Source organism: Paenibacillus jilunlii, from assembly GCF_900102965.1.
In the GTDB taxonomy this organism is placed as follows: domain Bacteria; phylum Bacillota; class Bacilli; order Paenibacillales; family Paenibacillaceae; genus Paenibacillus_AQ; species Paenibacillus_AQ jilunlii.
Genome location: NZ_FNGM01000011.1, coordinates 125028 through 144369, shown reverse-complemented (window position 1 = coordinate 144369; position 19342 = coordinate 125028). Strand labels below are relative to the sequence as shown.

General features: G+C 53.4%; 14 protein-coding genes, 1 tRNA gene and 1 other annotated feature. Of the genes, 8 read left to right on the top strand and 7 right to left on the bottom strand.

Going from position 1 to position 19342, the window contains the following annotated elements:
• Window positions 1-164 precede the first annotated feature (164 nt).
• From BLQ82_RS19055 to BLQ82_RS33230, 3 genes are all read left to right on the top strand, one after another.
• On the top strand, window positions 165-521 hold the full coding sequence (locus BLQ82_RS19055; RefSeq protein ID WP_062523348.1) for a hypothetical protein: 357 nt from the start codon (window positions 165-167) through the stop codon (window positions 519-521).
• Window positions 522-746: 225 nt separating this feature from the next.
• Window positions 747-820: transfer RNA gene (locus BLQ82_RS19050), tRNA-Arg, on the top strand.
• Window positions 821-1049: 229 nt separating this feature from the next.
• Window positions 1050-1139, top strand: a complete 90-nt coding sequence (locus tag BLQ82_RS33230) for a putative holin-like toxin (RefSeq protein ID WP_222850467.1) — start codon at window positions 1050-1052, stop codon at window positions 1137-1139.
• A 282-nt stretch (window positions 1140-1421) separates the two neighbouring features.
• Here BLQ82_RS33230 and BLQ82_RS19045 read toward each other — a convergent pair whose 3' ends face one another.
• Together BLQ82_RS19045 and BLQ82_RS19040 are read right to left on the bottom strand one after the other, a co-directional pair.
• A complete protein-coding gene (locus tag BLQ82_RS19045; protein ID WP_062523347.1) occupies window positions 1422-3284 on the bottom strand; it encodes an arginine--tRNA ligase in 1863 nt (620 codons plus the stop codon).
• A 75-nt stretch (window positions 3285-3359) separates the two neighbouring features.
• Window positions 3360-3580: a binding site (T-box leader), on the bottom strand.
• Window positions 3581-3835: 255 nt separating this feature from the next.
• Window positions 3836-4144, bottom strand: coding sequence for a hypothetical protein (locus tag BLQ82_RS19040; RefSeq protein ID WP_062523346.1), 309 nt, complete (start codon window positions 4142-4144; stop codon window positions 3836-3838).
• A 200-nt stretch (window positions 4145-4344) separates the two neighbouring features.
• Between BLQ82_RS19040 and BLQ82_RS19035 the strand changes: the two genes are divergently transcribed.
• From BLQ82_RS19035 to BLQ82_RS32095, 3 genes are all read left to right on the top strand, one after another.
• Complete coding sequence (locus tag BLQ82_RS19035; protein ID WP_062523345.1) at window positions 4345-4704, top strand: hypothetical protein; 360 nt, start codon at window positions 4345-4347, stop codon at window positions 4702-4704.
• Window positions 4705-4769: 65 nt separating this feature from the next.
• A complete protein-coding gene (locus BLQ82_RS19030) occupies window positions 4770-6236 on the top strand; it encodes an exosporium glycoprotein BclB-related protein (protein ID WP_062523344.1) in 1467 nt (488 codons plus the stop codon).
• Between the two features lie 298 nt (window positions 6237-6534).
• Window positions 6535-6690 (top strand): hypothetical protein, encoded by a 156-nt coding sequence (locus BLQ82_RS32095; protein ID WP_157243799.1) that lies wholly within the window; start codon window positions 6535-6537, stop codon window positions 6688-6690.
• Between the two features lie 85 nt (window positions 6691-6775).
• Here BLQ82_RS32095 and BLQ82_RS19025 read toward each other — a convergent pair whose 3' ends face one another.
• The 5 genes from BLQ82_RS19025 to BLQ82_RS18985 all read right to left on the bottom strand — a co-directional run bounded on the left by BLQ82_RS19025 (window position 6776) and on the right by BLQ82_RS18985 (window position 17026).
• Window positions 6776-10129, bottom strand: a complete 3354-nt coding sequence (locus BLQ82_RS19025) for a DEAD/DEAH box helicase (protein ID WP_074648409.1) — start codon at window positions 10127-10129, stop codon at window positions 6776-6778.
• Between the two features lie 161 nt (window positions 10130-10290).
• The gene (locus BLQ82_RS31115) at window positions 10291-14316 is read right to left on the bottom strand and encodes a cadherin-like beta sandwich domain-containing protein (RefSeq protein WP_062523342.1); all 4026 of its coding nucleotides are present in this window, start codon (window positions 14314-14316) and stop codon (window positions 10291-10293) included.
• Between the two features lie 190 nt (window positions 14317-14506).
• Complete coding sequence (locus BLQ82_RS18995) at window positions 14507-15205, bottom strand: TetR/AcrR family transcriptional regulator (protein ID WP_062523341.1); 699 nt, start codon at window positions 15203-15205, stop codon at window positions 14507-14509.
• Window positions 15206-15263: 58 nt separating this feature from the next.
• Window positions 15264-16298 (bottom strand): ABC transporter permease, encoded by a 1035-nt coding sequence (locus tag BLQ82_RS18990; protein ID WP_062523340.1) that lies wholly within the window; start codon window positions 16296-16298, stop codon window positions 15264-15266.
• On the bottom strand, window positions 16295-17026 hold the full coding sequence (locus BLQ82_RS18985) for an ABC transporter ATP-binding protein (protein WP_082722654.1): 732 nt from the start codon (window positions 17024-17026) through the stop codon (window positions 16295-16297). The genes BLQ82_RS18990 and BLQ82_RS18985 overlap by 4 nt, the downstream gene beginning before the upstream one ends.
• A gap of 215 nt (window positions 17027-17241) precedes the next feature.
• Here BLQ82_RS18985 and BLQ82_RS18980 point away from each other — a divergent pair, with 215 nt between their 5' ends.
• Both BLQ82_RS18980 and BLQ82_RS18975 read left to right on the top strand, forming a co-directional pair.
• Window positions 17242-17685: a hypothetical protein gene (locus BLQ82_RS18980; RefSeq protein WP_062523338.1), complete on the top strand. Its 444-nt coding sequence runs from the start codon at window positions 17242-17244 to the stop codon at window positions 17683-17685.
• A 188-nt stretch (window positions 17686-17873) separates the two neighbouring features.
• Complete coding sequence (locus tag BLQ82_RS18975) at window positions 17874-19301, top strand: TolB family protein (protein ID WP_062523337.1); 1428 nt, start codon at window positions 17874-17876, stop codon at window positions 19299-19301.
• Window positions 19302-19342 lie beyond the last annotated feature (41 nt).

Sequence of the window (19342 nt, the reverse complement as noted above, 5' to 3'; positions counted from 1 at the left end):
ATATTTCTTGCTGAAGCGGATACCGTCCTTTAGGGACGGCCAGCCGTTTCCATTTGTTTCTTTTTTGCCAAGTAATACAGATATATGATGAAGGAAGGCATAAAATGTATGTCCTTATCCGAACACTAAGGGAGAGGGAAATTTGCCAGGAGGGATGATGACCAGTGTATTACATTAAAGACGCCAAAATCCGCAGAATGACCGAATATGACGGGGCACCATGCGCAGAAGTTGGCGTATTGCCGGGGGCTGTTGGGGATTCCGCGCTTTTGGTGTATATTGTTGAGGACCAGCGCGAGGAAGGTTATGAAATCGTGCGTATTCTGACGAATGATGCCGACACTGCAACCGACTGGTTTGACAACAATTTGCATGATGCGTTTCAGGATGTGACGGTCAGCGCGTTTACGGGAAGCGCCATTATGACTCCGGAGGATGAACGTTCGAAGTTCCAGCAGGAGCTGCTCATTTTTGGAGATTTGAAAAAACAGCTGGAGGCGCATTTTCATCAGCTGCCCTAACGAGTAGGCTAATAAGCGGCAGGAATACCGCTGGATCTGCCCTGGCGGTGGTATGTGGAGGAGAGGGGCGGCTGGCTTCCACTATTGCCACCCCGGGGGCAGAAATGCCGGAATGAGGCAGACAGGCAAATTTTTGAGCAGCCCCTTGAAAAATTTGCCGAATACGTTATAATAAATAACGTTGCATTAATACATATGCTTTAAAAGCCTACCATTTTCACATGTGTCCCGGTAGCTCAGCTGGATAGAGCATGCGCCTTCTAAGCGCACGGTCAGGGGTTCGAATCCCTTCCGGGACGTCACAAAACAGCCTTCCTTCGGGAAGGCTGTTTGTGCGTACGGAGGATGAGAAGCCCAGGAAGGGGGACGTTGGAGCATCTGCATCGGGAGGAATACTTCGCAATGCGAGTTGATTGGAAGCGGAATTTACATATGGTACATCTATCCATGCGGCTTAAAGCCATGATATAATAACTGGACAATAGAAGGCTTGCAAGGGCGGCTGGCTAATCTCCCGGAAGGGAGGTGATGCCTGTGGAAGTATACCAAGCATTGACGCTAATGATTTCATTTGCGACTCTGGTTGTATTAATCCTGTCCTTCCACAAAAAGAAATAGGCCGCCCTCTGTCCAGGATTGCGGCCTATTTCTGTGGGTAGTACCTGTCTGAGCCTCCGCCCTTAAAAGCGGCTATTGCAGGGGAGTCGTGTTAGCCGCACGACTCTTTTTGCATTGTACGACTTTTCTGACTCAAATATACCACATTTTATTTAATAAAGTAAAAATAAAAGTATTTATGCAAGCATTAATATAAGTACTTATGCAAGCATTAATAGTTCTACACTCAAGAGACAGGTTGTGCATCTGCTTCTGTATCGCTTTACAAGTGATAAGAACAAGCTACATCCGCTCCGGCTTCGGCAGTCCGAGTACCTCCAAGACCTCGCCGAGAGTGCTCTGGAAGCGCAAGGTGAGCCAGAGGCGGAAGCGGATGGAACTCTCCTCTCCCTTGAGAATCGGACAGGAGGAATAAAAATTATTGAACAGGGATGCCAGGGAATGAGCGTAGCTGCAAATGATATTTGGCGTCAGCTCGCGGCTCGCCGTATATAGGGTATCCTCCCACGTGCTCAGCTGTCTCATTAGAGCCAGCTCGGCGGTGTCCAGCTGTGCCGGGAACCGGGGGACTGCTGTTTGCTCCACAGGACCCTCCGCTTTGCTGAGCACACGGCCTGCACGCGCGTAGGTATACATCAGATAGACCCCGGTATTCCCGGAAATCTCTGTGGCCTGCTTGAAGTCGAACACGATCTCCGTGCCCAGATTGAAGCGCAGCAGGTAGTAACGGATTGCGGCGGTGGCGATGAGCCGGCTGGAGAGGCCGGTTGCGTCGGAGCGGGCGGCTTCGATGCTGCTTTCCATAAGCTGGACGAGATCCGCCACCTTGACGCCGATCCCCTGACGGCCGGACATGGCGTAGGAGCTTTTGCCATCCGAGGTATCAATGCCAAGCCCGGCGGCGGAAGCCGGACTGAGTGAAACTACACCATAACTGACATGATGCAGCTTCTCTGCCTGCGCAGTGAAACCAAGGACCTCCAAGGCCTGCTTCACCATGGCCTGCGGATACTCCTGCCGGTAATCGATGACATTGACCACTCTGTCGGCCTTGCCGAAGGACAGCGGTTCTCCGGTCAAGCCGGTGGTCCACAGGCCTGTATTGAATTCGTTATAGCTGAAATCCTTGTCCAGCAGCCCGAATTTCCAGAGATGATAGGCGATATCCTTGGCAGTGTAGGTCAAAATCCCGTTCGAACGCACCAGCACCTTGTCCTTCTGATGATCCTCAGAGCCGCTCTCCATCTCTTCAGCCGCGGGTTGTTTTAGAATCCAGCATCCTGCCAGCTTGCCCTTTGTCTCCTCGACAAACATGTCCGTTTCTTTAAGCAGACCGGAAGCAGACGCCCAGAATCCCTCTTTTACAATACTGCTCTCCCAGACCAGCAGATTGTACTCTATGCCGAAGCTTTTCATTTCCGCGACATGCTCTCTAACGATCCGTTCAGCAGCCAGTTGGCCGAGCCAGGCTGTATTGCCGTGCCCCTCCTCCAGCTCATGGAGAATTTCTGTCCGCTGATGGATCATCTCAGGCTGCTCGGCATATCTCTTGTTAACCGCGGCATAAATGTCCCAGCAGTAATCGCCGAAGCGGACATGCTCCCCAGCCAGCGGTACACGAAGCAGACCGACTACCGTATCCGCCAGCTGATTGCCGAGATCATCCACGTAATTGTGGACTTCAACGTTGTACCCTGTTTTCCGCAAAATCCGCACAAGCGCATCCCCGATGCAGGAGTTTCTCAGATGCCCGATATGGAGCGATTTGTTTGGATTCACACTTGTATGCTCGATGATGACTTTTTCCCCGCTGCCCGGAGGCGGTACAAAGGTCTGTCCGGCCCATTCCTGCCAATTGATGTACAGATTGATGAACCCCGGAGTGGCAATTTCAATCCGCTGCACAATCCCGCCTACAGCTCCTATCCGCTCAAACTCTGCGGTAATCAGCCCGGCGATGGCCATGGGGGCTTTACGCAGTTTTTTGGCTAATTGCATCGCGATATTACTGGAGTAATCACCGAAATCGGCATTCGGGGGCTGCTCCAATAAAACCGTTGCAGGTTCTGCAGAGGCCGCGCCGAGGCTGTTGACTACATTAACTACACATTGTTCCAGCTGGTTTCTGATCCATTGGCTTAACATGATATACTCCTCCTTAAAAAATCCAGCCCAGCCGCCAATCCAAGCGTCCCGGTAAACACAAAAAACCCCGTCTCTAAAAGAGACGAGGACATATGCGCTCGCGGTACCACTCTCGTTGCCGAACACAAGGTTCAGCCACCTCACAGGTTAACGGCCTTCAGCCGGGGCTTCCTACTGCCAGTTCAGAAGTCCATCTCCCGGGTGCGCTTCATGACTGGATATGTACCGGCTTACACTCTCCCGGCTCGCTGGGGACTAGGGTCCAAGGTCACTACTTTCCCGTTCATCGAATGTAGATTGATTTTTATCAGTATAGCGAATTTTTGGAAGAAAGCAACAGGGTAGTTGTTGTATGTCCGGCTCAGGCTTAAAAAAAGTGCAGCATAACCGGTCAATCCGCACTTGGCGCACCCGTCAGATTCTTAATCTCCGTCGAACCGTAAATCAGCAGGGCAATCACGATTACGAGCAGAATTCCCCCGGCAAAATCCTCTCCGTCAAAGCTGTCCATCTGTCAACGCTCCCCCCTTTTCATTTGTTCTCTCGGGCTTTTAGGAACTGTCGGCTTTTTTCTTCAGGGCGGTCATGATTTCGTTCAAGGTCAGGCTGCTGTTATCGTCGAGAAAGCTGACCAGTTTATCCACGTTGCTGCTGGAACTGAAATCGCTCAAAGATTTATATTTACCAACCAAACTGATGAATAGGGAGGCGTCTCTGTACATTTGGACAGAATCTACCCGGAGCTTGCCGGTTAACAGCAGTGCAGCTACTGTATACTCCAGACCTTTTGGAATCTGCGTTTTGGAATTGGCTGTTTTTTTTCTTGCGCCGGTTTTCTTTCCTTTACCAGGAGGGGGCATGGAACTCCCTTCTTCCGTAAAACGATCTATGAATACACTTTATGCGCTCCTGCTGATATTGGTGATTGCTGCCTGTCTTCTGTCCACACCGTTAACGGCGCGTTCGAATATCAGTATAGTGTGTGACCAAAGATCCACAAGCTAGAGTCTGAGCTTAATAGATTGGAAATGCCGGTGAAAGAAAGGAGGAATAGGACAAGATGGCTGTATTATCAACTGGACCGATAGAAAACAATGCGGTGCTCGGGGTCAGACCCACACAACTGTTGACGGTAAAAGCGGTATGCCGGAACACAGTGGAAGCTGTCTCCATGACTATTCAGGGATATGTGCTTGGCACAACAAGAACGCTGTATGTCAATGAAGTGCTTAATATCGCCCCTAATGAAGTAGTGACCCGGAATTATTTTGCTGATTTGGACGGCTTTGAATTTATATTTACAACCGGTTCTGCAGACGCGGAAGCTGTAGGAATCTCAGTGTGGGGCAAACAATCATCCGGTCAGCTGGTGGATGCGCATCGGGTAGTAGAGCGCGAGAACACTAACCGGGATGCATAACTATAAGAACAGCGGATTTTAGTTTTATGGTGTTATTTATTCAAATTTGAAAAGGAGCTGAAGCAATGAGTTTTTTATCTACAGGACCGATAGAGAACAGCCTGGTAGGCGGCGTTAGACCGACACAGACGGTCACAGTCAAAATTGATAACCGCAGTGATGTTTCGGCTTCAACCGTGCAGCTGCAAGGGTATTACATGAGCGGCGGATTGAGAACACTGTATGTCAGTGAATCTCTTAATGTCGCTCCAAATCAAGTGTTAACTAATAGCTATTTTGCTGATTTGGATGCCTTTGAATTTACTTTTACGACAGCTGACATGGCAGATGATCCTATCCAGATTTCGTTTTGGGGCAAAAATAGCACGGGGGCGCTTGTGACAGCCCACCGTCTGGTTTCTTCAGAGCTGCTCGGCGAAATCTCCGGTAACGGTGCCACTGGCGCAACCGGGGCTACTGGTGCGACGGGTGCTCCAGGCGCGACCGGGGTGACGGGTGCGACGGGCGGTACAGGCGCGACCGGGGCTACGGGTGCGACAGGAGAAACAGGTGCGACTGGGGCTACGGGAGCGACGGGCGGTACGGGCGTGACCGGGGCTTCGGGTGCGACTGGGGCTACGGGAGCGACGGGCGGTACAGGCGCGACTGGGGTGACGGGTGCGACGGGTGGTACAGGAGCGACTGGGGTTACAGGAGCGACGGGAGAAACAGGCGCGACTGGGGTTACAGGTGCTACGGGTGGTACAGGAGCGACTGGGGTTACGGGTGCGACAGGAGAAACAGGCGCGACTGGGGTTACAGGTGCGACGGGCGGTACAGGCGCGACTGGGGTGACGGGTGCGACAGGAGAAACAGGCGCGACCGGGGTTACAGGTGCGACGGGTGGTACAGGCGCGACTGGGGTTACGGGTGCGACGGGAGAAACAGGTGCGACTGGGGCTACGGGTGCGACTGGTGATCCAGGCGCGACCGGGGTTACGGGTGCAACCGGCGCAACCGGCGAAACTGGCGCGGGAGCGATTATACCGTATGCATCGGGGCTTCCGGTTTCTTTGACTACGGTTCTTGGCGGACTTTTGAATACCTCCAGTTTGATTGGTTTTGGCAACAGTACTACAGGCGTCAGCATGGCTGGAGGAGTTATCGATCTTACGGGGGCTCCAGGAACTCTGATCAACTTCGCCTTCTCAGCTCCCCGTGCCGGGACGATCACTTCATTAGCCGCTTATTTCAGCACAACAGCTGCACTTAGCCTGATTGGCTCGACTGTAACTATCACAGCTCAATTATTCCATTCAACTACTCCCGATAATACCTTCACTGCTGTACCAGGTGCCTCTGTAACGTTGGCTCCGGCACTTACAGGAGTATTGGCATTGGGTTCAATCAGCAGCGGCTTAACTACTGGGCTGAATATTCCGATAGCTGCAGGGGACCGTCTGCTCATGGTCTTCTCGGCGGCGGTAACGGCTGGGCTTGATGTGGCTGCAACCATAGCGGGGTATGCCAGCGGAGGTCTTACCATTACCTGATCGGCTTTTCACTTCACAAAATCAAACAGTAACAGGGATCTCTTTGGTCTAAGGCTAAAGAGATCCCTGTTCTTTTTGCTGTTCTGGGACCCATTGATTTAAAAAAGAAGGGGAGTACAGGAGCGCGGGAGCGGCATGGAAGCGAAGTGGAATTAGTATACTTAATTTCATAAGAAATCTTCCGTAGGGAGGGAATAGTGGGAAAAAGTAGAGTTAATTTGAGTGGATTAGCAGGCATGAGAGCAAATCAGTCCAATTAGCTGTCCTTTTTCCACCTAGCACCTGCGGGGAGTGCGGTATGGGAAATTTAAGTTCACTTTTTCCATTTGAGCTTGTTGCCGAGCTGAGCAGGGAGGGATTAGCGGAAAATCATTTCACCTGCGAGAGCGGACACGGGGCCTCAGGAATCTGCACCACAAACAAAGCGGCTGCACTGTCCGGTGAAGGCCAGTGAAAGCCGCTTGGTCTGTATGGGTATCTTTTGAATTGGCTAAAGATCGAGGTTAAGGTTTTGCTGCCCCTTGTGTATCGTCACAGGGTCAAATCATCAGAATCTCGCGGATATCCTGTTCGCTCAAGGATGACAAGGCTTCCTGGCCCGGCTCTATGACTTCATCAATCAGGTTCATTTTCTTCTGCTGCAGTTCGTACATCTTATCTTCTACCGTACCTTGGGCAATCAGCCGGATCACCTGAACCACCTTTTTTTGCCCAATCCGGTGTGCCCGGTCGGCGGCTTGCTGTTCAACGGCTGGGTTCCACCACAGGTCATAGAGGATAACGGTATCTGCTCCGGTCAGGTTCAGTCCTGTCCCCCCGGCTTTGAGCGAGATCAGGAACAGATCCCGCTCCCCTTCATTGAAACGTCCACAGAGCTCCACCCGTTTGGAGGACGGAGTCTGTCCATCCAGATAGAAATGCGGAACCGCCTGCAGGCCCAGCTCGCGGCTGATCATGCCAAGCATCTCGGTAAATTGCGAGAAAATCAGCATCCGTTTGCCGGAGCTGCGGCATTCCTCGATGATTTCCAGTAATTGCTCGAATTTGCCGGAGCCTCCGGCATAGCCGTCAACAAAAAGCGCAGGATGGCAGCACAACTGCCGCAGACGGGTAAGCCCGGCGAGCACCTTAATCCGTCCGTTGCCGAATCCGTCGCTGTCCAGATGCTTCAGCGCTTCCTTCCGCAGTCTGGCTAGATAGGCAACGTACAGCTTCTTCTGTTCCGGCAGCAGCTCAGAGGCCTGAAGAGTCTCGATCTTATCCGGCAGCTCTTTAAGCACATCGCTTTTCAGGCGGCGCAGCAGAAACGGCCGGACCCGCTTGGCTACGGTCTCCCGGGGCAGATCGTGAAAAGCTTTTTTGCCCGGGAACAGTCCGGGGAACACGATGCCGTAGATCGACCAAAGATCCTCCAGCGCATTTTCCACCGGCGTGCCGGTAAGGGCGAAGCGGTAGCGCGCCTGGAGTGCTTTTACCGCCTGAGCGGTCTGGGTAGCATGGTTCTTGATCATCTGCGCTTCGTCCAGAATGAGGGTATGGAAAGAACGCTTGACATACAGCTCCACATCCCGGCGCAGCAGCGGATAAGAGGTAATAAGGACATCACAGCCTGCGGCATTCCGCACGGTTTTGCTGCGCACAGCCAGGTTTCCGTCTGCGATAGCCGCCCTGATCTGCGGCGCGAAGCGCTTCAGTTCATTCTGCCAGTTGTAGAGCAGGGAGGCAGGCGCAACAATTAGCGCAGGGAGCCCGGTCTGGCGGATATTCTCCAGCTCCGAGAGCAGGAAGGCGATGCTTTGCAGCGTTTTGCCCAGCCCCATGTCATCGGCCAGGATGCCCCCGAAGCGGTAATGTGCCAGAGTTTTCATCCACTGGAAGCCATACTGCTGGTAATCCCGCAGCACGGGGGCGAGTGTCTCCGGCACGGGAAAGTCCAGATTCTCCGGACTATGCATATTGGCCAGCAGCCGCCGGAAGGAACGGCCAATGCTGACAGCATCGGTCCCTCCTTTTGCAGCGTCAGCGTTCATATGCAGTCCCCGGGCCAAAGGCAGGGAGAATTCCGGGCTTTTGATATCTACAGCATGGACTCCCAGGTCATTCATCAAAGCGATGATTTCCTGGAGCTCGGCGGTTTCCAGCGGCAGCAGCGCTCCATCCGGCAGGCGGTAGTATTTGCGCTTTTCCTGCAGGGACTTCAGCACCAATACAATGTCGGACTCCGGGATGCCGTCCATGGCAAATTTGAAATCAAGCCAGTCGGTTTTTTCATTCCAGGTCAAGCTGGCTTTGGGGGTGTACATGCCGGTAGCCAGCCTCTCCTTGACGGCCGTGGTTGCATAGACCTGCAACAAAGGCTCCAGCAATGGAATCGTATGATACAGGAAGTCGTACTCCCCTTCTTCGCCCGTCATGATATAGCCGCTTTCCGTTCTGGCAAAAGATTCATGCGCCATCAGCTCCAGAATCCGCCGCTCGGCTTCCCCGTCCCGCATGAGAATGACTTCGTGGCCGCGTTCACGCGCCTGCTCGTCCAGCGGATTGATCACAATGGTCCCATACTGGAATTCCAGTCCGGCCAGCAGCCGGTCCCTTACCCGGTCCAGATAGAGCCGGGCTTGCAGCTGCGTCTGCACAATCCGGTCAGCGATCGAGTCAGCGATATGGACCTGTCCCAGCTTTTTGAGGCCGGGAATTACCTTGTCCATAAAAGGCTCCATCTGCCCCGGCACGATATCAATCCCGCTCGTTCTGGACTCGGCCAGCATCTTCTTCAGCTCAGAGAGACGCCTGCATTCCTGTGCCGGCAGCTTCAGCAGCTTGCCTTCAGACAGCACAAGCCCGTAATCCTCCAGGACCGTAAGCTGCGCCAGCCCCTGAATGTCCAGGCGGTAACCGTCATTTTCAGCCTGTTCGAACTGAAAATTCAGCGGCAGCAGCTCGTCAGAAACCTGAATGCCTGGGGTGAGCGTTTCGCCGATCTGTAAATAGACGGAAGAGGAGGCTGCGAGAAGAGGCAGAAGAGATTCCCAGAAAAAAGGCGGAATGGCCAGCAGCCGTTCCCCGCCCAGGCTTCCCGCATACGACGAATAGGGGCCGATATTGTCACGGTACACCCGTTCGTTCAGAAGGATCTCAATCAGCTTCAGCAGCACCGCATCGTCTTCCTTGCTGAAGCTGTGGAGGGCTGGATCATAGACGAAATGCTTGGAGAATTCAAAAGGCCCGCCATGGTGAACACGTTCCAGGAACGCTCTTATTTTCTGGACGATATAGAGGCGTTTCGGGCCAACCTTCAGTTCAATACCCAGCATCCGGCTGCCAAAGTTACAGGAAAAGGGTTTGCAGATAAATTCCACCTGCAGCGGCGTTCTTATGTCTACGTAGGCTCCCGCACCGCTTGGGCGTTGGCGCTGGTTCTCGAACAACTCCAGCATGCTGCTCACCAGATGACGGCCGCTTGTGACGGCAGTTGAGCCAGATCTGTTCCTGTCCGGTAAATCGCGGGGGAAGAGTACGCCCGTCTTTCCGGTAAGGACTTCAGGCTTGTTCCGGCCAGCGGTTGTCTCTTGTGCCGCTAATGGCCCGTCTCCGTCTTCTTCGTAAAGAATAGCCACCAGAACGGCGGCAATATGCTTGCAGAACGGTCCCCCGTGATGGTACGCCGGGCAGGAGCATTTTCCGTTAACATCCCCGTCACTGTCTATGGTAAGCGTGACATCGTAAGGTTCCAGCCCGTAGACCGTAGCCTGATATTTGGAATATTCCAATCCTTCATAATTTTCTACCGCAGACAGCAGTACCTTTCCCGCTTCGTAATCCTCCGAGCCCCGTTCAAAAGCAGTTTTGCCGCACAGCAGCCGGATTACCCGTTCCGGCACATAAAAACTCACCGCTGATCACTTCCTTATACATTTCCTTAAGTCCTGAGTTCGTATAGTTCCCATATTAGCAGAACATGCGTACGCCTACAAAGCAGGAATAAAAAAAAGCCATCTCCAAACCGCATAGCTGCGGGTAGAGCATGGCTGTAGGTGAGTGAAAGGATGATGCCTTATTGGATGAGCCCGGATTTCTGCAGCAGTCTTTGCAGCATGACGGCTGCTTCGGCTCTTGTCACATGAGACTGGGGAGCAAGCTCAGTTCCGCTGCGGCCGGATATCAGCCCTGCCTGCAGGCTGGCCGCAATGCTGTCCAGCGCCCAGGCGGAAGCTTCGTCCCCATCCGTGAACCCTCCCGGGAGTTCAGCGGCGCTGCTGCCTGTGTTCCCCGCCGGCAGTCCGGTAAGCTGCATCGCCTGTGCAAGCATAGTCATCGCCTGCTCCCGGGTGATGGAATCTCCGGGCCGGAAGCTGCCGTCTTCGAAGCCGGTGATCAGCTGGTGGCGGGAGGCGGTTTGGACTGCGCTGCTGTACCAGTCAGAGCTGCTCACATCCGTGAATGGGGAAGTGCCGTCTACAGCTGGCAGGCCAAGTCCACGCACCAGAACCGCCGCAAATTCGGCACGGGTGATCTCGCGGCCGGGCAAGAAAAGTCCGTTCCCGCCTCCGCCTGCAATCATCCTGGCCCCCAGGTCATTTACGGCAGCTTTTGCCCAATGTCCAGCCATATCCTTGAATTCCACAGGATGGGAGACAATAGCATAGGTGCTATTGGTAAGACTGCTGATGACCGCAGCATATCCACCATTCTGCATTACAATTCTGGTGGGAACATGGCGCACGGTTCCGTCCGGCTCAATCGCAATCCCGGTAGCGCGGCTTGTATCGGTTCCGGCTGGGAGAGCGAAGCTCCGTTGTACATAAGCGCTGAAGCCGGACAGCCCGGAGGTGTGGCTGCCGTTAATGATGTTGACAGAGAAATCGAGCGGTCCGGCAAGGTAAGTGAAGCTGCCTTCCGCCGCAGCGGTGCGGGCGGTGCCGGCCAGGCTTGCATGCGGAGCTGCAATTTCAATCTGAATGCGCACATCCGCTGCGGATGTGTTTGTTCCGGGCTGTCCGGCTACTGTATCCCAACTGATTAGCTGTAAGGGAATGCGATACGCGGCTTTGGCGGTATGAACGGATATAGCCACCTGCTTTTGCTGTAAATGCCGGAGCAGCAGTCCGTTAAGCTCTACCGCCTGCACTTCCGAACGGTTATTGAATTCAACCGAGATCTCGGCACCGGGTGGATGTTCCGCCAATATCCGGTCGAGTTTGCCCTGGTCCAGTGTGACGATGGAGTGCTGTCTGTTATCGGTCAGTACCGTTGATAAGGCGCTCAAATCTTCGATTTTGCCGTTCACATATGTCAATACCTCCGGGGCAGGGGCCTCTTTTGCTGGAGCCACCGGGACCCTTGATGTCACTGGCGGTGCGGGTTCTGCAGGATCTCTTTCTCCACTGGCCGGTGCCATAGGAATTACCGCGTTGGAAGGACCAGATGCGGGACCGATACCCGCTCCGTTTATAGCTTTTACAGTAAAAGTGTAGGCTGTTCCGTTCACCAACCCGGTTACTGTAACCGGGCTGGCTGAGCCCGTGGTAATACTGCCTCCGGGTGATGCTGTAATCTCATAGGAGGTAACAGAACTTCCGCCGTTGTCGGCAGGAGCCGCAAAGGCAATGGTCACTTGACCGTCTCCCGCAGTGGTGCTGAGAATAGCCGGTGCGGCGGGAATCGTCCTTGGCGTGGCGCTGGCTTCATTGGATAGAGCGCTGCCGCCGCCAGGATTAGCTGCCTTGACGGTAAAATAATACTTGGTTCCATTAGTCAGGCCTGTTGCGTTATAGCTGTATACCGATCCGGCAACTGTGCCGGCTGGTTGATCGTAATTTCCCGGCACTGTACTTTGGTAGATGGTATATCCCGAGGCACCGGCTGCCGGCTCCCAGTACAGGCTCACCGTTCCATTGCCGGGAACGGCGGTCTGCAGCACCGGTGCACCCGGCACAGGGACCTGCGGGGTGGCGCTGACTTCGGCGGAGGCCGCGCTGCTGCCGCCTCCGTTCACGGCCTTGACGACAAAATAATAGGTCGTCCCGTTGGTCAGGCCTACAGCATCGTAGCTGTAGACCGCAGCGGCAACCGTTCCGGCAGCGGCTCCGTACTCGCCGGAGGTTGTGCTTGTGTAGACGTTATATCCGGTGGCTCCGCTCACCGGCTCCCATACCAGGTGCACCTGACCGTCGCCTGCGGTCACGGCTTGGACAACCGGCCCACCCGGCGCAGGAACCTGCGGGGTGGCGCTGACTTCGGCGGAGGCCGCGCTGTCGCCGCCTCCGTTCACGGCCTTGACGACGAAGTAATACGTCGTCCCGTTGGTGAGCCCGGCTGCCGAATAGCTGTCGGCACCCGCGCCCAAGGCCGCCAGCACGGTTCCGTAGGTCCCCGGAACCGTACTGGCGAACACCTTGTACCCGGTCGCGCCGCTGACCGGGGCCCACTTCAGCGTGACCGCCGCATCTCCGGCGGTTGGCGCGGCCATTACAGGCGGTGTCGTGTCCTTCACCGCCACCGTGAACAGCGGATGGCTGCCCGCATCCATGACCAGCTCAAATACATGCTCTCCTGCCGCCAGAGTGGACAGGTATTCTTTGTGAAGAGTCAAGGTGCTGCCGGACAGAGTATAGGCGGCATGGTCCAGAACTGCCGTCCCCAGCTTCAGGCCGGTCAGCAGGTTGCCGTTCAGGCTAAGCACGGTTTCAGCATCATGGTAATGGCCTGCTGCTGTATTCAAGGCATATTTGTCAAAAGTGCCGGAGACAGGAGAGAGAGTGCTATCCTGTACTCTTTTAACCGTAAGTTGGTATACGTTGGTATAGCTGGTGTCTTCGGCAGACACTTTTACATGAATGGTGTGGGTTCCGGCGGCCAGCGGCACAGTGGCGCCCTGCCCATTAGATACAGGTGTATAACTCCCGTTATTAACGCTGATCTGCACCAGACCCTTCGTATCCGCCAGTGTTGGCGTTACCGTCAGACTGTCTGTGGTAAGATCACCCAGTGTATAAGTGAACACATGGCTGGTGAAGCTCTCTTTCAGACCGCCCGGCAAAGCAGTGAGCTGGGACAGAAGCGCATTGTTGCTTTTCCGGTGCACATTCAGGCTGTAGAGCTTCTCGGTGAGTCCGTCCTGGGCGGTTACCTTAATCACAATAGTATTGTCTCCCGGACTTAACGCCAGGGGAGCGCTAAGAGAGCCGCTGGGTATAGGATCGTAGCCGCCTTGGCTGTTTTGAATGCTTATCGCTGCTGTTGAGTCGGAAGCGGTAGGGGTTACGGCAATCGTCCCGGTGTCATAACCGAGATCCTGTAAGGCGTAAGCCGTTACTCCGGACTGGAAAGCAGGGATCAGGCTATGACCCTGGACAGACAAGGCGCTTAAATCGGCATTGGTTGAGGGCAAAGCACGGGTGACGGTGAGGTAATAGGTTTTGGTGATAGAAGTGTCCTGTGACTTGACCTCGACATACACCATGTTGCTTCCAACGTTAAGCGGCACTGAAGAAGAAACACCGCTCAGGACAGGGTTTCCGTTAATTTTGATTGAAGCTGCAGGATCATCCGCTAATGCGTTTACACCCAGGCTGTTTGTTGCATAAGGAACGTTTAGGGTGTATGCGGTAGTTGATGGGTTAAAGGCAGGACTGATGCTGCCCGGGCTTACGCTCAAATTCCAAAGGTTTGCATCATTCGTATTTGGATAAAAGACCTGTGCGGTATAGATTTTGCTTGTGGAATTATCGGATGAGGTAACTTTGAACTGGAAGGTATTGTTACCGCGCTGGGTTGGAAGATAGCCGGTTGAGACGTAGTTGCCAATGGGAGTCCAAGGACTTCCATTCATGGAATAGGCCAGAGAAGCGTCTTCATTGGACAGAGTGGCTGCCGTATAATAGCCCGGTTCCGAACTGCGCATATGTACCGTGTATTCCGTGATTTCCGGAGAAAAAGCAGGTGAAAGCGTCCCCGCTCCCTCATAAAAGATTTTTAGCGTAGCATCCGAATCCGATACATCCGCCCTGGCAATCCAAGGCAGAATAACTACCAGCAGGGACGTGGCAAAAAAAGCCGCCGCCAGTCTCATAATTCTCATTAAAAACCCTCCGTATGTATAATATTGAAATCCGCTATGATTTTTATCATTATAACATATGGAATTTTGATAGGATCGGGTTTTTTACAGAATTTTCTGTGCAGGTACGATACTTATTCCTTCCATATATAAAAGCAGCGGCAGCCTCACATTCTCCCTTAGGAAAATGCAAAACTCCCGCTCCCGCTTCCTATTGCTCCTCCCGCCGCAGTGCCGGACCTGCGATTCCATGCAGCATAAAGTCTAAAGTCAGGCTGATTTCGGTTTCATCATCCCAGTCTTTGTCCGGAAGCAGCAGCAGCCGCGCCAGCAGATAACCGATTATTGAGGAGATGGTGAAGCGTATAATTGAAGGGGTAGGCGCATCGATAACCTCGCCCTTTGCTTTGAAATGTTCAGTAATCGCTGTTACCCGCTCCAGCACCTTGCCAATAACATTTTCAATGAATTGTTCCCGGAGCGCTGGCTGGAAGGGAATTTCCTGCACAAAGATCCTCAGAATTTTGAAGTTCTTACGGGCGAATTCCAGACGGTTAACCATAAAGGCCCGCATGAATGCTTCATAGCTGTCAAAAGGAACATCCAGTACCCCGTCAAAATTGCGCAGCACGAAAGGCGCGATCATCTTGGTCATTGCCGGGCTGACGATCGACAGCAGCAGATCCTTTTTGGTCTTGTAGTAGCGGAATATCGTACCTTCTGCCACTCCCGCCCTCTGGGCAATTTCACTGGTAGCGGCAGCAGCGTAACCCTTTTCGGAAAAAACTTCAATTCCCGCCTGGAGAATGGCCAGCTGCTTGGGCGTCATTTTTTCTTCTTCACTGATGGCCAGCAGTTCTGAAATCCATTCCTCTTGCCCCTGCTGCTCATCCGCTTTCTTCTTCTCCATCTAATTTGTCCTCCCAAATGTTATCCTTCCTCGTAGTTTACCATAGGGAACCTGATGTTTACATTTTACGGTGCTTGCGCAGGGCCAGCACATTCAGCAGCATGAACAGCAGGGAGAAGCCGATTAACGCATAGACATCCAGCGCGATGGCGCTCCAGCCTTTGCCGCGGATCATAATATTCATCAGCGCTTCGGAGCCATAGTAGATCGGTGTTGCCAGACCGACACGCTGCAGCCACAAGGGAAGGGTATCCATCGGGAACAGCCCGCTCAAAAAAATCTGCGGCACGATAATCAGCGGAATGAACTGGATCATCTGCAGCTCATTGGCGGCATACGCCGAGAGCAGCGTGCCCAGAGTCAGCGCCGACATGGAGAGCAGGAGGGTCAGCAGCAGCACATACCCGAAGCTTCCGGCCATCATAATACCGAGCACCTGGATGGAGAACCAGGAGATCAGCAGCGCCTGGAACACGGTGAATATCCCGAAGCCGCAGACATAGCCGAGCACAATCTCCCAGCGCTTCAGCGGGGTGGAGAGCAGGCGCTCCAGGGTTCCGGTGGTCCGCTCCCGCAAGAAGGAAACACCGGCAATCAGGAAAACAAAGAAAAAGACAAACACCCCGATCATAATCGGCCCAAAGCGGTCAATAGTCTTCATATCCTCTGCGCCGTACAGATAGCTGATCTGCGGCTGGACCTGGCCTTCTCCGCCAGCAGATTGCAGGTTCCGGGTTGCGGCAGTCAAGGCCAGCATCACCGCGCGGTTTGCGGTGGGATTGCTGCCCTCAAGCATCACTTCGGGAGTCGTTCCGTTAAGCGTAATCAGCGCATCCAGCTCACTCTCCTGAAGGGCTGCTGTGCCCAGGTCCGCTGACTTGTAAGCAATAACAGTGGCGTTCTGTGCTTCAAGCGCACGGGTGAAGGGGACGGCTCCGCCGGAGACGCCGATTTTCGGCTCATAGGCATCTCCATTGAACACCAGACTCATCAGGCTGAGTACGAGAAGCGGAGCAATGAACATCAGCGCCATTGTTCTTTTATCATGAATGAATTGCTGCAGGATCCGCAGGGTAATCGCGCGTACTCTCATCGCCGGGCACCTCCATAATATAGAAAAGCTTCCTCCATCGAAGCTGCACCGGTGTTCCGCAGCAGATCGGCCGGGGTGTCCACCGCCAGCAGTTGTCCGTCCCGGATCATGGCCAGCCGGTCGCACTTCTCCGCTTCGTCCATCACGTGGGTAGTCAGGACAATGGTGGTGCCATTGCCGTTCAATGTCCGCAGCTCTTTCCAGATCGACTTGCGCAGCACCGGATCGATGCCAACAGTAGGTTCGTCGAGAATGAGCAGCGGAGGTTCATGCAAAAGAGCGATGGCGAGCGACAGTCGCCGCTTCATTCCGCCGGAATATTGGTCCACGCGCTTACGCAAATGCTCCTGCAGGTTTACTACCTCCATCACATCAGCGATCCGGCGGGTGCGGTTTCCGCCTCTAAGTCCATACAGGGACGCGAAGAACTCCAGATTTTCTTTGGCGCTAAGCTCAGTGTATAGAGCATCCGACTGTGCCATATAACCGATTTGCTGCAGCATGGAGAGCTTGGGCATTTGAGCACCCAGCACCTCCACCTGGCCCGAGGTTACTTCATCAATGCCGGTAAGCAGCTTTACAAGTGTAGTTTTCCCCGAGCCGGAAGGGCCAAGAATGCCGAAAGTCTCTGCCTGCTCCACCTGGAGCGAAATATCCTTCAGCACCTCCTTAGTGCCAAATGCGCGGCGGACATGGGTTACAGCAATCACAGGATGTCCCTGATTCATGTCAATCTCCTCGATTCCAAAATTATGAGTGAGTACTCACTCATTATATTAAATCAATTCCTTGCAGATGTAAATCTCTTTTTCGGGAATGACGGCTAAGTAAAGATTTTTTTAAAATTTTAGAAAACTGGGTTTTAATCTGTGGAAGTGCAGGGTAATTATGGGTATGAGTAATTGTTCTGATGTAATGCAGACCATGGAGGAGGAGTTAGTAAATGGCCGACAAGAAGATTGCGCTCTCCCTGCTGGCGCTTGTGGCAGCCGTTGGGCTAAGTGCATGCGGCAATCCCGGAGATGAAGCTGGCGGTGGTCATTTCCGCACTTTGGCAGAAGAGAATGTGGACAAGCCGCAATATCTTCCCGGGGATTTGCCGATTCCAGCCGGTGCGGGGATTACGTTAACAGAAGGTAAGGCGGTGGACGGAAAGAAAGCCTCCATGCTGGTCTATGAAACGAAGGAGAGCATGGATGAACTCGGGAGCACCTATCAGAAGTATGTAAACGACAAGGCTCTTAAGCGCGGGACACAGATTGTAGACAGGAATAACATGATTATTAACGGCAAAGTCCCAAACGCCTACTCCTACTCCATTATCGGCACCCGTTCGGATTCGAATCCGGGCAGTGCCGAAATTATCGTTACATGGATTGAGAATTAACATCATCTACATTTTACCTTGAGGCCGACTCTGATATTTCAGGGGCGGTCTTTTTTAATTATATGGATTTACAGGCCCCACGCCATTCATCATCAGTTAATATTTCCATAACATTCCTCTTGAACAGAATTGACACTCGTAGATGAAAATAGCATTAGCAGTTACCTATAGGAAAAGGGTGAGTCTAATTGAGAAATAGTAAATGGTTCAGCGCGGCTTTGGCCTCAGCAATTCTCGTTGCAGGAGGAGCGGGAAGTATTGCGGCAACAAGCAGCAGCGCTAATGCAGCCGCCGTAAATACTGCAGCAGCCAAGGAAAGCAGCACTACCTGGTCTGTGAACGGAACGCCGGTTGCACTCAGTACCATTAACAGCGGCGGGTACAAGCTGTATTCGCTAAATCAGGTGGCCGGTGAGCTTGGGGCCAAGCTGATCATAAGCAGCAGCGGTTTTGAACTGAACGACAGCAAAGGATTACATAATGTACTCATTAAAACAGGTGCAAAAGGCTATCAAGTGGATGGTGCGGCTCAGCAATTTACCGTTGCTCCTGTAATTTATAACGGCAAGGCCTACGTAGAGCTGACTAAGCTGGTTACTGCCCTTGGCGGAGAACTCCAGGCTGAAGACCAGACCATTCTGAGCTTTGCCCGTCCGGAAGGCCAGTTCGATACCCTTCATTGGAATGCAGACGGAAGCATCATTGCGAACAAAAGCGATTCCGAAACGGCCCAGCTCATCAAATTCAACGCTTACCCTGGCGATTATGAAATTTTCTCCTCCAATAGCAGCGCATCGGATTTCGCGGTTTCTGCCGATCAGAAGTGGGGCGCGTTCACCGATGAGACAGGCCAGCTGAAGCTGATCAATCTCGCCAGTGGAGCCATCTCTTCCCTTGGGACCGACACCAGTGTGAAAACAGATCTGGTCTGGTCGGCGGACGGCAAGACGATCTACTTCATCCAGGGGGACAAGCAGGAGAAGATTGCTCAAATCTCCGTGGAGACCGGTGTCGTCAAAGCTGTGCTTGAAGACAAGGTAGAGAACAAATCAGAGCTGCGTCTGTCTCCCGATGCCAAAAGTGTCGTGTACATTGTGAACGTAACGGGCGTGGCTAAAAATGATGCCGACAGCACCGAAGATTCACTTACCGTAGACTTCAGCAAAGCCGGAGAACAGCTCTATAAGCTGGACCTTGTCACCAAAGATGCGAAGCCTGCAGCCCTGACCACAGCCCTGGACAACAAGCTGTATCCGGAAATTCTGGCGAATGGCAGCGTGGTGTACCTGAGTGCTGATCCGGACGGCAATGCAGCCAATACGCTGAAATCCATCGGGACCGACGGCACTATCAGCAACATTGCCCTTGATGTTGAAGCTACATGGGTTACCAGCGTAGCCTCAGGCCTGGTCGTTTCCGGCCTCGCGGCCGACGGAAGCACATCTGTCTATTCCATTGACGGCAGCGGCGGCAAAACCGTGCTGTTCCACACCACTGAAGATGTTTCGGAAGTAGCGGTATCGAAAGACGGCAGCAAGCTCGCTGTTGTCAGTGACGGCAAGGTGCTTGCAATCCAGAATGGCAAAGCGCTCCAGCTCTCCAAATCAACCGACTAAGGCAACACCCACATAATATAACGGCGCAACCGCCGAGAGGA